Here is a 15,248-nt window from a genome sequence, read left to right as displayed (position 1 = left end):
GACCCGGCCTCTTTCCTCCGGGTCCGCCGCCGCGTCTGCAGCAGAGAAGCGAGATTATGCGCACCAAACCAGAACCCGTCAACCCCCTTCTGATATCCCTCTCCATCCCCCCGCCCCTCTCCGCCTCACCCTCGGCTCCACACACCCCAGCAAATCAATGCGTAGCTGCCAAGCCCCTCATCCCGGTTCCGACCAGAACGCCCGGCAATTACTTTGCGCCCCACCATCACTGGGGCCGCAGCATGACTCGCCCGACGATATCCATGAAGTGATCGAGGCCCGGCGTCGGCTGGTTCGCCACTTTCGCCCGGTCGTCCCAGCGACGCAGCTTCACGGCATCGGCCGCATACGGCTGGTCGGCAAATTCGCGCGCCTGCTCGTCGCTGAAGATCCCTCCCTGCAACGCCAGACTGCGGACGGAATCCTGCGACAGGCGGCCGAAATAGGTTTCGTCCGTGGCGCACAAATAGCGCTTCGCATCCACGTGCATCCGGATCGGCTCGAGCACGCTGTCGGGCAATACCGGCCGCAGAAACGGCAGCGCGTAATACTGGTGCAAGTCGTCGACGCCGCGTTGGGTCGGCGTTTCCCCCTGCCGGTTGAGCAGGTGCCCCAGGTCGTGCAGGAACGCCGCCGAGATCAGTTCGTCGCTCACTCCCTCGTCCTGCGCCAGCGCCCCGCTTTGCAGCGCATGTTCGAGTTGCGTGACGGGTTCGCCGCTATACGAGAGCGAACCATATGTTTCGAACAACTGACGGATATCGTCCAGACTCAATGCCATTTCTCTACTCCATAACGGAAAAGTATTCGCCGGTCACAGGCCTTCATCCCGGGCGGCGGCGCGGCGCGCGAGCCGCAATCAGCAACAGCGCGCCGAGCGAAACCAGCAGCAGGATCAGCGACAGCGCCGAAGCCGGCAGATAGTAGCCGCGCTGCACCGCCCCCACCACCACGATAGGCACTGTCGCGAATCCGGGCGGATAAACCGTCAGCGTCGCGCCCAACTCGCCCAGCGATAAAGCGAACCCCAGCGCGAGACTCGCGCGGATCGCCGGAACCAGTTGCGGCAGCACGACCCGGCGTAACACCATCGAAGGCGGTGCACCGAGACTCGCGGCGGCCTCCCGCAGCACCGTCAATTCCGGGCGCAGCCCCGCCGACGCGCAGCGATAACAGAACGGCAGCACGAGCGCGACCTGCACAAGCACGACGATGGAAGCCGAGCTCGACAGATCGACGGGCGCCTTGTGATACGCGATCAGCACCGCGAGCCCGAGCACGACGCTCGGCACGCCATTCGGCATCATCGCGATCGCGTCCACGAGCGCGCCCAGGCCGCGCCGGTCCCGCCCTTCGAGCGCCAGCGCCAGCCATAGTCCCAGCACGGTGCCGAGCACCGACACGCCGAACCCCAATTCGAGGCTCGTCGTCAGCGCATCGAAGTCGTCCTCGTTCAAACGTTCGAACCAGCGCGTAGACAATCCGTCCGGGAAGATCGTGCCGGACCAGTGCGTGGCCAGGCTCGACAGCGCGACGACGATGACCGGCAACACGAAGAGCCAGAAGCACAGCAACGCGACGAACGCCAGCAGCATGCCGGTCACGACGCGCGCCGCGAGACCTCGCGTGACGGGACGCGCAGGCGGGTGCCGCGGCGGCAGTACGCCCTGATCGGGATTAGCGGCCATTGCGGGAACCTCCGCGATCGCGCCGGCTCACCCGCCGGTACAGCGCATAGAGCGAAAGCGACATGACGAGCATCACCACCGCGCCCGCCGCCGCAGTCGGCAGATCCAGGTCGACGGTCGCCGAGCTATAGATCGCGACCGGCAACGTAACCATATGTGCGCTGCCGAGCACGAGCAAGATGCCGAACTCGTTGAGCGTCAGCAGAAAGCAGAGCAGCGTGCCGGCCGCGATGCCCGGCCACGCGAGCGGCAGGATCACGCGCATAGCCACCATCCATCCGTTCGCCCCGAGGCTGCGTGCGGCTTCCACGAGACGCATGTCGAGCAGGGCAAAGGCGGCGAGCGTGGGACGCACGACAAACGGCGAGTAAAACACGACTTCCGCGAGAATCACGCCGCCCATGCCGAACAGAAAATCGAGCGGCGGCGCCTGCAGATGAAAGAGGTCCTGCAACGCAATGCCGACCGAGCCCTGCGAGCCGTACAGGAAAATCAGCGTAAACGCGACGAGAAACGACGGAAACGCGACGAAGAGTTCGAGGAACCGCGTGATGAGACGCACGCCCGGAAACGGCCGGAAAAACAGGACCGCCGCGAGGCCAACACCGAGCAGCGACGCCAGCCCCGCGCTGACGAACAGAATCCACAGCGTCGTGCCGATCACGCCGCGCGATTCCGGGTTGGCGAAGAACGTCTCGTAGGCATGCAGGCTGATGCCGTGCGCGCCCGTCAGGCTCAGCAGCACGAGCCGCACGAGCGGATAGACGACGAGCGGACCGAGCACGAACACGGCAAGTAGCGCGATATGCCATTGCGCGCGCCGTTCGCGACGGCGACGCGCGGCGGCATGTCCGTGGTCCATCAACGGCGCGCCGGGCGCGTCCGCAGCGCTCGCCGCCGTCGCGCCGGAAGTCTCAGGGGTGAACAAGGACGACATCGTCCACCTCGTAACGCAGCGACACGCGCATGCCCTTTTCCGGCGTCAGGCCGTGGCCGCGCTGCATCGTCACCAACAGGGGCTCGTCCGGCATCGCGTCGAGCATGACCGGCACCGACAGCACCGAACCGTACCACTCCACCGAGACGACGGTGCCGTGCAACGCCCCCTCGCCGAGCGGCACGATTCTCAGCCGCTCGGGACGCAGGCAGGCAAGACGTTCACGCTCGTCGTGGCGCGGGTCGCCGAGCGCGAACGCAACGTTCGGCGGCAGCAGATTGGCCGCGCCCAGATAGCGGGCCACGTACGCATCGCCCGGCGTGTCGTAAAGTTCCTGCGGCGTGCCGAGTTGCGCGATGCGGCCGTCGCGCATCAGCAGCGTGCGGTCGGACAGCATCAGCGCGTCGTCCTGATCATGCGTGACGCAGACGATCGTCAGGTCCGGCAGCCGCTCGTGCAGCGCCTTCAACTCGGAACGCACGGAAGCGCGCAGATTGGCGTCGAGCGCGGACAGCGGCTCGTCGAGCAGCAGCACGTCGGGCTCGATGACGAGCGCGCGGGCAAGCGCCACGCGCTGCTGCATGCCGCCCGAAAGCTGCGCGGGCATCACGTGGCCGGCGTCGCCGAGCTGCACGAGCTTGAGCGCCTCGGCCACGCGCCGCGCGATGTCGCGTCCCGGCACGCGCCGCGCGCGCAGCCCGAAAGCGACGTTTTCGAACACGGTCAGATGAGGAAACAGCGCATAGCTCTGGAACAGCAGCCCCAGGTTGCGCCGGTGCGGCGGCACGTGTGTCAGGTTGCGGCCGGCCACCGTAAGCGAGCCGACCAGCCCGTCCGCCTCGATGAACCCGGCGATGAAGCGTAGCAACGTCGTCTTGCCGCAACCGCTGCGGCCGAGCACGGTCAGCAACTCGCCGCGCCGGATCGTCAGCGACAGGTCGTCGAGCACCGTGCGGCTGCCGAAGCGCACGCTCAGATGCTCGATCTGCACGCCGGCCGAAACCGGCGCGCCGGACGCCTCCGGCACGGCCCGCGTCGACGGGGACTGCGCAAGACCTGCGGTGCTCACCGTACTTCTCTCCTGCTGAACGGACGCGTCACGATCCGGACCGCTTACTGCGGCTTCACGACTTCGGTCTGCTTGCCCGACGAGCCGATCACCTCGTTCTTCCAGCGCGTCGTCCAGCCGGCCTGCTTCGCCATGACCTGGCTCCAGTCCACCGGAATCAGATGCACGCCCGCGATCGCTTCCTTGACCACCGCGCCGTTCTTGCCCGTGAGCGGCACGTCGGTCCGCGCCGGAATGCCGAAGATGTCCGGCACCTTCGACTGCACCTGTACGGACATCAGATAGTCGATCAGCTTCTTGCCCTCGGTCGGGTTCGGACCGTTCTTGATCAGACCGATCGCATAGGGCAACTGGAACGTGGTCGGACGGCCGCCGGGCTCGGCGGCGAGGAAGATCGGCTTGAGCGACAGACCGCCGTCGGCCGCATCGTCGAGATCCATCTGCAGGTCGCCGTTGGCCACCGAGATCTCGTTGCGCGAAAGCAGCACGTCGAGATAGCCCGTGCCCTGGGTATGGAACTTCGCGCTCTGCTCGAGCTTCTTCAGATAATCGAACGCCTTGTCCTCGCCCATCAGCGTGGTCGTCAGGATGATGACGGCCATCCCGTCGCCGGCCGTGGCGGGGTTCGAGTAGGCGACCTTGCCGCTATATTCGGGACTCAGCAGGTCCGCGAAGGTCTTCGGCTGGTTCTTCACGACGTCGGGATTGATCGCGAACGTGAAGTAGTTGTTGACGAACGTGGACCACGTTCCGTCCGACGCCTTCGCGATGGCCGGCACGTTTTTGTAGTTGACGCTCCGGTAGCTCTGCAGCAGCCCGCTCTGGCCCGCCTGCTGGATGAACGGCGGCAGCGTGACGAGCACGTCGGCCTTCGGCGAATCCTTCTCGACGTTCGCGCGGTTCACCACGGCGCCGCTGCCGTCCGTCACGATGTTGACCTTCACGCCTTCCTGCTTCTCGAACGCCGGCAGCACTTCGCTATAGAAAGTCTCGAGACCGTCGGCCGTATAGAGCACCACCGCACCGGCGGCGTGCGCGCTCAGCGTCACCCCCTCCAGCACCATCGCGGCCGCCAGCATCGGCAAAAGCTTGCGGACGAAACCGGGGCGCGTGCGATGGATTGTTCTGGTCGTCATGTCGTTTTCTCCGAAGGCGAAAAGTGTAGTAGCCCGGTGAAACCCGGTGCGTGTGTGTGGAATCGGAATCGGATGACGGACGAACCCGTCGCCGCGCTCACCCGATGTCTCGCCCGATCGTGCGGCGCGGCTGGTCTCGAAAAGGATTCCCGACCGGCCGGATCGCATGTCCCGCAAGACGGCCGGACGGCGCCAACGCCTTGTGCGCCGGCCCCCCCCGGCCCCGCCCGAATGGGCTCGGGAAGAATCACAGGTTTTCATGACAAATCGGTGACGTCAACGGCAATTTCCAACTAACGACACAATTTGCCAACTGACGAGATTGAGCACGCCCCAGCCGTCCGGAGCCGGCCACGCACACGCGGGAAGAGGCGAAAAGCAGAACGAAGCCGAAAAAAAGGAAGTCGACCGGGTTCAGACGACCAGCAGTTCGGGACCGCGCGCGGCGATCGCGCGCGCGATCGCCCGGTCCGGCTCCTGCTCGGTAATCACGAAACGGGTCCGCTCGAAGCCGCTGATGCGCACCGGCGTCACGCGCCCGAACTTCGAATGGTCGGCGACGATGACCGCGCAGCCGGCCGCGGCCAGCATCTGGCCGCGCACCTCGGCCACCATCCGCGAGTAGTCGGTCAGATGGCCCTCGGCCGTAATGCCGCCCGCACCGACGAACGCATAGTCCGCGTGGTACTGCGCGAGCTGCTGCACGGTGTCGAGCCCGAACGTGGCTTCCTCGTGATCGGACAGCTCGCCGCCGAGCAGCGTCACGCGGTTGTCGTTGCGCCGGCCGAGCAATAGCGCAATGCGCCAGTCGTTCGTGTAGACGGTCAACCGGTGCCGGTTGGTCAGCGCACGAGCCACCGCGTGCGTGGTGCTGCCCGAGTCGACGATGATCGACGCGCCGTCCGGCACGAGCGCGGCCGCCCGCTCGCCGATGGCCCGCTTTGCGTGCGCGTTGGCCGCCTCGCGCACGTCGAGGGCGGGCTCGCGGCGATCGCTGGAGAGCGCGCCGCCGTGCGTCGTCACGAGCAGGCCGCGGGCGGCGAGCGCGTTCAGATCGCGGCGAATCGTTTCCCGCGACACGTGCAGTTCGCGCACGAGATCCGCCACCGAGAGCGCGCCGTTGCGCGCTACCTGGGAAAGGATGTATTGATGACGTTGTTCTGCGAGCATCGCGTAAAGCGCACGGCATGGCCGCGCGCGAGTCCGGAGGGCCGGCGTATTGTAGTACGCAGCCGCGCAACGGGCGCCACCGCATCGCGCCGCTCGCCAGCGGCCCCGCATCCCTGTTACTCTCGCCGGTGCGCGCCGGCTCCTCCGCCAACGCGCACCATCTATCCGCCGCCCCCATGCGCTCACGACTCCGCCAACTCCGCCTGCTGTTCTGCGCGCTGCGCTACGGCGTCCGGCTGATCTGGCTCGCCGCGCCGAAGCACCACAAGCTGCACTGGTTCGCCACGCTCGCGGCCCGGCTGATCGAGGACGCGCGCCTGTCAGCGAGCCTGCACGACGCGCTGCCGCAGCTTGCGCCGCTGGCGGCCGCGTTGGCGCCGTCGCTGCTTGACGACCCGGAGCGGATCGCCGCGACGCTGCACGACGCCGTCGGCGCGCTCGAACGCTTCGAGGAGCCGCTCGCGCCGACGGAGCTCGACTCGGCCCTGCACGCGGCGCTCGGCCGCCCGCCCGGCGCGCTCCTTGCCTCGATCGACGCCGTGCCGCTCCACAACGGCTGGTGCGAACAGACGCACGTGGCGCGGCTGGCCCAACCCGTCAACGGGCATGGCGTCGTCACGCTCCGTCTGCTGCGCATGAAACAGGTCGAGGCGATCGACGACGACGCCGCGCTGCTCTGCTCGGTCGCGCGCTGGATGGAGCGCTTCTCGCTAACCGCGCGCCGCCTGCAACTGCACGCGCTCGCCCTCGCGTTGCGCGAGGAGTTGCGGCGCCGTTTCGACCTGCGAGCCCAGGCCGCCAACCTGAGCCAGAGCGGCCATCACTTCGCGCAGGACCGGCGCGTGCTTTCGCCCGACGTCATCTGGGACCTGTGCTCGGGACACACGCTCGCCGTCCAGCACGTCGATACGCTGCCCGCGACCGACGTCGCCGGCCTCGCGATGCACGGCGTGAACGTCGCCCAGGTGGCCGCGCATCTGATCGAAGTCGTCGCGCACCAGGCGTTCGAACACGGCTTCTTCCACGCGGCCTTCGACGCGCGCCACGTCGAGGTCAGCATCGAGCCGTCGACGCGCGGCCGGCTCGTGCTGGCCCGCTGCGCCCAGATGTCGAGCCTCTCGTCGCCCGAGCGCGAGTTCTTCGTGCATGGCGCAGCCGCGCTCTTCGAACAGGATTACGGACGACTCGCCGAGCTGCATCACATGGCCGGGCACCTGCCGGCGACGGCGCGCCCCGAGAAGCTGGAAGCGGAATTGCGCATGCGCAGCGAGGCCCATTTCGCGGCGCCGGCCGACACCCGCAGCGCCGGCGCGCTCCTGCATCCGCTGCTGCACGCGGTACAGCCGTTCGGCGGCCAGGTGTCGCCGCGCCTCGCTGCCGCGCAACGCGCCTTCGCCGATGCGGAGGCGCTCGCGCGCACGATCCATCCGGAAATCGACGCATGGAGCATCGCGCATCGCGCGCTGTCCGGCATCGCCCAGCGCGATCTCGATCATCGTGGCTGGATCAGGCGGCTTTCGAGCGAGTTGCCGCATCTCGCGCAGATCGCCCCGCGCGTGCCGCAACTCCTCTTCTGGTATCTGCAGCAGCAGGGCGGCGCCGCGTCGGAACGCCCGGCATCGGTCGCCGCCGGCACGCTCGTCGACGCCGTGCGCCGCGAACACCGGCGCACGCACAGCCTGCTGCTCGCCTGCGCGGCTTGCGGCGTGTTCATCGGCGTCGCGGCCATGCTGTTCGCGCGCTGAGCGCTTCGGGCCGCCAGCCGACGCGCGACGCGCGCCCCAACCGGCAGCCCCCTCAATCGGCCGTGTCGCCGCCCGGCGGCACCAGCGCCCGCGCCCGGCTGCCCGGCGCGGGCGACCAGGCGGGACGCGTCCGGCGCGCCGAATCGATCACGACGATATAGCGCCCCGCCCAGGGCGTGACGTCGCGATCCCGATGCAGCACCCAGAGCGACTTGCCCGACGCCACCAGCGCCTCGTACTCGGCGTCGAGGATGCCGTGGTGATCGATGAACACGTTGAGCGAGGCGGGAATGCGCACGCAGCCCTTGGAATGCCGGATGCCGAGCAGCGGTTCGAGCCGGTCCGGATCGGTTGCGTGCATCTGGAAGCGCATCGGCGAGACCCCGCCCTTGCCCCAGCCGCGCTCGCCGTCGACCCAGCCGAAGTCGTAGATGCGCATGTCGCGCTTGCCGTAGCCGCGAATGCCGTTCTCGTTCATCGTGCCTTCGGCGCGAAAGTCCATGTTGGACGGCGTGTGCTCGAATACGCCGAGCGGCGTGAGGAAGTGATCGAACTGGCCCGGCCGGCCGGTTCCGACGGGCGATGCGCCGATCATCTGCCACGGCTCGTCCGGCGTCGCGCGAAAGTAGATGAAAAGCGCCTGGACGTTCGCGCTGCGATCGACGAGCACAACGTATTCGTCGGCGAGCGAACCCAGTTGACGCTGCTCCAGCGCCGCCTGCAAACGCTCGCCGTACGCGCGCTGCGCCGCAGGCGGCACGTGCAGGCGGCGCGTCACCTCGCGCGCGAACGCATCGCGCAACGCCAGCGCGCGATGCGCTTCCTCGACAGCCTGCTCCGGCGAAAGCGCCGGATGCACGGGCACGGTCATCGACGCCGGCACGGCGGCGGACGCGGCGACGGCACTCGCAGCCGCCGATGCCGGCGCGCCAGGCGCCGAGCCCTGCGCGAACGCGGACACCGCTGAAGCTGCCGATGGAGCGTCTGCCGAGGCAGATCGAGGCGCGAGTGCGCCATGGGCATCGGAAGCCGGCAACGCATCGGCGGCCCATACGCCTCCGGTTACGCCGAACCATGCCGCCGCGCATAAGACGCGAACGCACGCGCTGCCGGCCCAAAGTCTGGAACGGCGCGACTTCGGCGCCCGACCCTCGCCCTCGCCGCCGGGGCGAAACTGTTCTTCTTTGCTCATCGTGAATTCGCGCCAATCAGGCTTATCGTCGACAGAAGCGGCTGCTCAACGCCGCCTCGCAGCCGCTCGCATGGTACCCCGAGTACGTGACCCGCCGCCGATCCGGGCCCTCGTCCACGACAGGCATGCGCCGCCCGCGGCCGACAACACCCTGAGGCGGAAAAAACAGGCAGAGAAAATCAGGCGAAGCCGGGCCCGACGGAAAACGCCTCACTCGGGCGCCGGGAACGACGTCGGCGCATCGGGTCGGGTATCGGACGATGAATGGGACTGCGGATCGAACGGCGCGGCACTCACCCGCAACGCGACGCCGGCAAACCGGCGACCCTGGAGTTCACGCGCGACGGCCTCGGCAACGTAGGGCACGTCGGCCTGGAGTTCGAGGTCGGCGTGCGCGTTGGAAGTGCCCACGTCGTAGACCGTGATGCTCTTCGCATAATGGCCCAGCTCCTGCTCGAAGAAGGACCGCACGTCCTGCTCGGAGCAGGACTCGGGAATGTTCCAGACGGTCAGATGCATGGCGCGCCTCGCCGTGAAAGAGAGGCGGACTCAACCGCCGCCCGCGCGGGCGGTCGGCCGGAAGCGGCAGAAGACGAAAGGCCGGGCGCAATCATCTCAAACCTCCGTTCGCATGAACCGCCTTCAGCATATCCCGAAATTCGGCACGCGCGCTACGGCTCGTCGCAGTGCTCGAACAGGGAGAGCAACGACGGTTCGGCGAACCCGGTCAGGAACCGCTGCTGGCCTTGTCCTCGGCGTCCGTCGTCTCGTCGTCGTCCGCCGCGCACGCGAGACGGGTGAAGCGCGCATACTCGCCGACCCAGTCGCCCATGATCGCGGCCTGGGCGTCCGCGAGGCTGATGCTGCCGGAGCACACGCAACGCTTGAGCCTTACGGTCAGGAGCGCCTTGCGTCGCTCGCCGCCATGCCCCGCCCACGGCAGCAGATCGAAGTTGTCCGGCGCGTCGGGCGAGCCGCCGAGCACGATCGGCACGCGCCGGTCGAGCGCATACGACGGACCGTCGCTCGCGTCGATCCCGCGCGCGGCCAGCAGCCGATCCTTGTACGCCATGATCTCGTCGAACGGCGGCGAGACGGTATCGGCATAGCCCGGACGGCAGATCGTATCGGCCACCGACTGCTGCGTCACGCGGCTGTCGAACAGCGACCCGTCCTGCGCCTGCACTTGCGCCCCGGCGACGCCATCGTGCAGGCCTCCCATGAGCAGCGCGAGCAGCACGGCGACGCGGCCGGCACGCAACGGCAGCGCACCGGCCGGCCGGCGGAGAAAGAACCGTTCAACCCTGCAACGCGCGTTGCCGCGCTTCTCTGCGTTTCCTGCGTCCATTGGTCCGCGCATCATGCGATGCGAATTGAATGTTTTCGCCGGGCAATTAAAACACATTCGAATTACAACAGGACAAACGGGCCGGGCCCTCGTACAACGCTCACGACGGGCGGCCCCATCTTGCCCGCCGGACCTGTGCGGGCGCCGGTCAAAGGCCGCCCGCGCCGATGGCGCATAATGAGCCGCCCGCCCGGCTCCGGCCGCGAAGCGCGGCGCGTCACTCCAGAAAAAAGGAATTCCCATGTCCCTCTCCATGTACCAGGCTTCGGTGCCCGTGCTGCTGCGCGGCCTCGAGAATCTGCAGGCCATCATCGGCAAGGGCGAAGCCCACGCTGCCGAAAAGCAGATCGATCCGTCCGTGCTGACGGGCTTTCGCCTGTTCCCCGACATGCTGCCGTTCACGCGTCAGATCTACATCGCCACCGACACCGCCAAGGGCTGCGCCGCGCGCCTCGCGGGCGTCGAGGCGCCGAAGTTCGACGACGTCGAGATGACCTTCGGCGAACTGGAGGCCCGCGTCCAGAAGACGATCGACTATCTGAAGACGTTCGAGCCTGGCCAGATCGACGGCTCGGAAACGCGCAGCATCACGCTGAAGATGCGCAGCGGTCCGCTCGAATTCACGGGACAAAGCTATCTGCTGCAATTCGTGCTGCCCAACTTCTACTTCCACCTCACCACGGCCTACGACATCCTCCGCCACAACGGCGTGGAACTCGGCAAGCTCGATTATCTCGGCGGCAAACCCAACGCCTGAACGCGCGAGGGCGCGACTGCGCGCATCGCGTGCGGCCGCGCCTCGTGCATCGACCGAAGCCCGCCGTTCCTCTTCCCCACTCTTCTGGATGGAATCCCCATGACACCCGACGAAGCGCGAGCCGAAGAAACGCGCGCGATGGCGCGCGTGCTGAGCGCCACCCAACGCGTGCAGACCGCGTTCGCCGCGCTGCAATCGCAGTTTCCGCCCGCCGGCAACGGGTCGCCGTCACCGCTCGCGCTGCAGACGTTCGATGCCTCGCTGCAGGAACTCGAGGACGCCCAGGCCGCCTTCGACGAACTGCTGAACGATCTGCTCGACGGCAATCGGTGAACCCCGGTTCCGACAACGATCCCGGCGCTCCTGACAGCTCTGTCGGCATCGCGGGCGAGCCGCCGGCATCTCGGCGTCAGGGCGAAACGCGATGCCGTTTGGTGGCGAGTACCGGGGTTGACCGTTAGTTGCGAATTGAATCGTGCATATCGGTAAAATCCGATATATGATTCGGCAGGTCACGATGCAAGCGGGTCGATTATCGGTTGATTATCAGCCGATTGCCGGCCGCCCCGCCCACCCACACACCCGATGAATCCGCCCGACAACCCCGTCGACATCGATGCCATCCACAAGGCGCTCGCCAATCCCGTGCGACGCGAAATCCTCGCCTGGCTGCGCGAGCCGCAGGCGCATTTCGCCGAGCAGGAACTGGCGCTGCTGGAGCACGGCGTCTGCGCGGGCCGCATCGACGCGCGCTGCGGGCTGTCGCAATCAACGGTCTCGGCCCATCTCGCCGCCCTGCAGCGCGCGGGCCTCGTCACGTCGAAACGCGTCGGACAGTGGGTGTTCTTCAAGCGCAACGAGGCGGTCATCGAGGCGTTTCTCGCGCACATGAACGCCGAGCTATGAACCGACGAACCGCATCGCCCGTTTTTCCCTGCCCGTTTCGATGGTCAACAAAAAGGTGAACGCAATGGCAACTCTCTTCGACCCGATCCAGATCGGCGACCTCACGCTGCCCAACCGCGTCTTCATGGCGCCGCTCACGCGCCAGCGCGCCGGCGACATTCGCGTGCCCAACGCGCTGATGGCGAAGTACTACGCCGAACGCGCGTCGGCGGGCCTGATCCTCAGCGAGGCCACCTCGGTCACGCCGCAGGGCGTCGGCTACGCGGCGACGCCCGGCATCTGGTCGCAGGAGCAGGTGGAAGGCTGGAAGCTCGTCACCGAAGCGGTTCATGCCGCGGGCGGCCGCATCTTCATGCAGTTGTGGCACGTGGGCCGCGTCTCCGACCCGACGTTCCTGGACGGCGCGCTGCCGGTCGCGCCGAGCGCGATCGCGCCGCAAGGCCACGTGAGCCTCGTGCGTCCGGAGCGCCCGTTCGTGACGCCGCGCGCGCTCGGGCTAGAAGAGATTCCGGGCATCGTCGCGGCCTACCGCAAGGGCGCCGAAAACGCGAAAGCGGCCGGCTTCGACGGCGTCGAAATTCACGGCGCGAACGGTTATCTGCTCGACCAGTTCCTCCAGGACAGCACGAACCGCCGCACCGACGCCTACGGCGGCCCGATCGAGAACCGCGCGCGGCTCATGCTCGAAGTCACCGACGCCTGCATCGCCGTCTGGGGCGCGAACCGCGTCGGCATGCACCTCGCGCCGCGCGGCGACGCACACACGATGGGCGATTCGAACCCGGCCGCGACGTTCGGCTATGTGGCGCGCGAGCTCGGCAAGCGCAAGATCGCGTTCATCTGCGCGCGCGAATCGCTCGGCGACAACCGCCTCGGACCGCAATTGAAGGAAGCATTCGGCGGCCCGTACGTCGCAAACGAGAAGTTCACGAAGGAAGACGCCCAGCAGGTGCTCGACGCCGGCGAGGCCGACGCGGTGGCCTGGGGCAAGCTCTTCATCGCGAACCCGGACCTGCCGCGCCGCTTCGAACTGAACGCGCCGCTCAACACGCCGGACCCGGACACGTTCTATGCGCCTGGCGAGGCCGGCTACATCGACTACCCGTCGCTCGAAGACGCGGCCTGACGGCGAGCCGTCGCGTCCGCCCGGCCTGCGATCGGCTGGGCGGACGCGATCCTGCCTGGCGACGCTTCCTGCGCAAAGGTGCCGGCGATAGGCCGATTCAATTGGCATACGCCGCCGGAGTGTTCTCTAATTCCAATCCCTGCCTGCGCCTTCCCAATCGCCCCGTCCCCGGAGATCGTCTCATGTCCCAGCCCGACGCCACGCAGATCGTTCACGACATCGCCGCGGAAACGAACACGCCGGAAGAAACGGTCGCCCGTATTTACGCCGATACGCTGAACAGCTACCGCTCGGACGCGCGCATCCTCGACTACGTCCCGCTGTTCACCGCGAGGAAAGTACGCGAAACGCTCAGGCACCACCACACGCCGAATCAGCGCAAGTAATCCCCGCCGTCTCTTTCCGTTTCCCCGGTTTCGAACCGCGATTCACGTCGCGCCTCGCGTGCCTGCCGCATCGCGGCAGATGCCGGCGTTGCCGCGCCCGTTCGTCTTCCGTCCGGCACGCATCGTCGCCGCGCGGTGAGGCCGGGTTTCCTGCTTCTTAAGGTCCGTTTAATTCTTCGCTGCGACCATACGTTCACCCCTGTTCGGCCGCCAGCGTATCGGCGGCATTTTTTTGCCCGGACGGTTCGCGCCTTGCGTCACTTGCATCAACCCACGCAAGCCGTTTGATCGGGAATGCAGGAGACTTCGCCCGTCCCGCGGCACCGCCTCGTAAAATCGCTTGACTTCCCGCCGCGCCAGACTAATATACGCAACGCGTACATTAACTACTGACAACGGGTGCCGGCATGAGTGTTCCGCAACAGGCCTTTCTCCGCGACGCCATGCGGCGTCTGAACATGACCCGCGACACGTTCGCGAGCCGCATCGGCGTGTCGCGCCGGGCGCTCGACACCTGGCTGCTGCCCGACGACTCGCAGGAATCGCGCGCCATGCCGGAGATCGTCGAACGCTTCGTGTCCGAGATCGTCACCGGCACCGAACCCCGCGAAGGCTCTACGCAGAGCGTAGATTCGCAGTCGCTTGCGAGCCAGATGCTGTTCGAAGGCCGGCCCCAATTGCTTTCCGTGGACCAGTTCTCGCGCGACTCGGTCGAAGCGCTCTTTCGCGTCGCCGACATCATGCAGCCGATCGCGCGCCGCCGGAAAATCTCGCGCGTGCTCGAAGGCGCCGTGCTCGGCAATCTCTTCTTCGAGGCCAGCACGCGGACGCGCGTGAGCTTCGGCGCGGCGTTCTGCCGGCTCGGCGGCTCGGTCTGCGACACGACGGGCTTCACGTTCTCGTCGATGGCGAAGGGCGAATCGATCTACGACACGAGCCGCGTGATGGCCGGCTACGTCGACGCGATGGTGATCCGCCATCCCGAGCAGGGCTCCGTGGCCGAATTCGCGCGCGCGACCAACGTCCCCATCATCAACGGCGGCGACGGCCCCGGCGAGCACCCGAGCCAGGCGCTGCTCGACCTCTATACGATCCAGCGCGAGTTCTCGCGGCTCGGCAAGATCGTCGACGGCGCGCACATCGCGCTCGTCGGCGACCTCAAGTACGGGCGCACGGTGCACTCGCTCGTCAAGCTGCTCGCGCTCTATCGCGGCATCAAGTTCACGCTCGTCTCGCCGCCGATGCTCGAAATGCCCGCCTACATCGTCGAGCAGATCTCGCGCAACGGCCACGTCGTCGAGCAGACGCCCGACCTGAAGGAAGGCCTGCGCGGCGCCGACGTCGTCTACGCGACGCGCATCCAGAAGGAACGCTTCAACGACGAATCGTTCGAAGGCTACACGCCGGACTTCCAGATCAACCAGGCGCTCGTCGATACGGTCTGCGGCCCGGACACGCTCATCATGCACCCGCTGCCGCGCGACAGCCGGCCCGGCGCGAACGATCTCTCGACCGACCTGAACCACGACTCGCGGCTCGCCATCTTCCGCCAGACCGACAACGGCATCCCCGTGCGCATGGCGATTTTCGCGGTGCTGCTCGGCGTCGAAAAACTGGTGCAGCACTCGATGCGCGACGCGGCATGGCGGCCGCCGACCCATCTCGGTCCTGACGACGCGGTCTTTCACGGCATCGATTGAGGCCGGCGCGCGCGGTATCGGCGAGATCGGCGTCACGGGCGTGCCGGCGGCTGGTCGCGAATGCCGTCTATCGCGCGACGGGCGTGCG

At 67.4% G+C, this 15,248-nt stretch carries 16 protein-coding genes; 7 read left to right on the top strand and 9 right to left on the bottom strand.

What is annotated here, in order from left to right; genetic code table 11:
* Positions 1 to 226 precede the first annotated feature (226 nt).
* The 6 genes from CY652_RS08725 to CY652_RS08700 form a co-directional block, all read right to left on the bottom strand.
* Complete coding sequence (locus CY652_RS08725) at positions 227 to 781, bottom strand: phosphonate degradation HD-domain oxygenase (RefSeq protein WP_102130310.1); 555 nt, start codon at positions 779 to 781, stop codon at positions 227 to 229.
* Between the two features lie 43 nt (positions 782 to 824).
* The gene (phnV, locus tag CY652_RS08720) at positions 825 to 1,688 is read right to left on the bottom strand and encodes a 2-aminoethylphosphonate ABC transport system, membrane component PhnV (RefSeq protein WP_102130309.1); all 864 of its coding nucleotides are present in this window, start codon (positions 1,686 to 1,688) and stop codon (positions 825 to 827) included.
* A complete protein-coding gene (phnU, locus tag CY652_RS08715; protein ID WP_102130308.1) occupies positions 1,678 to 2,625 on the bottom strand; it encodes a 2-aminoethylphosphonate ABC transporter permease subunit in 948 nt (315 codons plus the stop codon). The genes phnV and phnU overlap by 11 nt, the downstream gene beginning before the upstream one ends.
* Positions 2,603 to 3,652 carry a 2-aminoethylphosphonate ABC transport system ATP-binding subunit PhnT gene (phnT, locus tag CY652_RS08710; protein WP_258002243.1) on the bottom strand — a complete coding sequence of 350 codons (1,050 nt, stop codon included), beginning with the start codon at positions 3,650 to 3,652 and terminating at the stop codon, positions 2,603 to 2,605. Before phnT ends, phnU begins: the two co-directional genes overlap by 23 nt.
* A gap of 86 nt (positions 3,653 to 3,738) precedes the next feature.
* Positions 3,739 to 4,830, bottom strand: coding sequence for a 2-aminoethylphosphonate ABC transporter substrate-binding protein (gene phnS / locus CY652_RS08705; protein ID WP_102130306.1), 1,092 nt, complete (start codon positions 4,828 to 4,830; stop codon positions 3,739 to 3,741).
* Between the two features lie 414 nt (positions 4,831 to 5,244).
* Positions 5,245 to 6,000: a DeoR/GlpR family DNA-binding transcription regulator gene (locus tag CY652_RS08700; protein ID WP_102130305.1), complete on the bottom strand. Its 756-nt coding sequence runs from the start codon at positions 5,998 to 6,000 to the stop codon at positions 5,245 to 5,247.
* Positions 6,001 to 6,176: 176 nt separating this feature from the next.
* Here CY652_RS08700 and CY652_RS08695 point away from each other — a divergent pair, with 176 nt between their 5' ends.
* Entirely contained in the window at positions 6,177 to 7,745 is a 1,569-nt protein-coding gene (locus CY652_RS08695; RefSeq protein ID WP_102130304.1) for an AarF/UbiB family protein, read from the top strand.
* 52 nt (positions 7,746 to 7,797) lie between these two features.
* Here CY652_RS08695 and CY652_RS08690 read toward each other — a convergent pair whose 3' ends face one another.
* The 3 genes from CY652_RS08690 to CY652_RS08680 form a co-directional block, all read right to left on the bottom strand.
* Positions 7,798 to 8,937: a L,D-transpeptidase gene (locus tag CY652_RS08690; protein ID WP_374703636.1), complete on the bottom strand. Its 1,140-nt coding sequence runs from the start codon at positions 8,935 to 8,937 to the stop codon at positions 7,798 to 7,800.
* A gap of 210 nt (positions 8,938 to 9,147) precedes the next feature.
* Complete coding sequence (locus CY652_RS08685; RefSeq protein ID WP_258002240.1) at positions 9,148 to 9,456, bottom strand: splicing factor SR family RNA-binding protein; 309 nt, start codon at positions 9,454 to 9,456, stop codon at positions 9,148 to 9,150.
* 208 nt (positions 9,457 to 9,664) lie between these two features.
* On the bottom strand, positions 9,665 to 10,285 hold the full coding sequence (locus CY652_RS08680) for a hypothetical protein (protein WP_102130303.1): 621 nt from the start codon (positions 10,283 to 10,285) through the stop codon (positions 9,665 to 9,667).
* A gap of 241 nt (positions 10,286 to 10,526) precedes the next feature.
* Between CY652_RS08680 and CY652_RS08675 the strand changes: the two genes are divergently transcribed.
* The 6 genes from CY652_RS08675 to CY652_RS08650 all read left to right on the top strand — a co-directional run bounded on the left by CY652_RS08675 (position 10,527) and on the right by CY652_RS08650 (position 15,160).
* Positions 10,527 to 11,042: a DUF1993 domain-containing protein gene (locus tag CY652_RS08675; RefSeq protein WP_102130302.1), complete on the top strand. Its 516-nt coding sequence runs from the start codon at positions 10,527 to 10,529 to the stop codon at positions 11,040 to 11,042.
* A 99-nt stretch (positions 11,043 to 11,141) separates the two neighbouring features.
* Positions 11,142 to 11,375: a hypothetical protein gene (locus tag CY652_RS08670; RefSeq protein ID WP_102130301.1), complete on the top strand. Its 234-nt coding sequence runs from the start codon at positions 11,142 to 11,144 to the stop codon at positions 11,373 to 11,375.
* 252 nt (positions 11,376 to 11,627) lie between these two features.
* Complete coding sequence (locus CY652_RS08665; protein WP_102130300.1) at positions 11,628 to 11,948, top strand: ArsR/SmtB family transcription factor; 321 nt, start codon at positions 11,628 to 11,630, stop codon at positions 11,946 to 11,948.
* A 64-nt stretch (positions 11,949 to 12,012) separates the two neighbouring features.
* Positions 12,013 to 13,074, top strand: coding sequence for an alkene reductase (locus CY652_RS08660; RefSeq protein ID WP_102130325.1), 1,062 nt, complete (start codon positions 12,013 to 12,015; stop codon positions 13,072 to 13,074).
* A 182-nt stretch (positions 13,075 to 13,256) separates the two neighbouring features.
* Positions 13,257 to 13,460, top strand: a complete 204-nt coding sequence (locus tag CY652_RS08655) for a DUF3562 domain-containing protein (protein ID WP_102130299.1) — start codon at positions 13,257 to 13,259, stop codon at positions 13,458 to 13,460.
* 407 nt (positions 13,461 to 13,867) lie between these two features.
* A complete protein-coding gene (locus CY652_RS08650) occupies positions 13,868 to 15,160 on the top strand; it encodes an aspartate carbamoyltransferase (protein WP_102130298.1) in 1,293 nt (430 codons plus the stop codon).
* Positions 15,161 to 15,248 lie beyond the last annotated feature (88 nt).

Origin of the sequence: Burkholderia sp. WAC0059, from assembly GCF_002870125.1 — a bacterium.
Taxonomy (GTDB): Bacteria; Pseudomonadota; Gammaproteobacteria; order Burkholderiales; family Burkholderiaceae; genus Paraburkholderia.
Note: the sequence above shows the minus strand (reverse complement) of the source record. Positions and strands in the feature narration are given on the sequence as shown.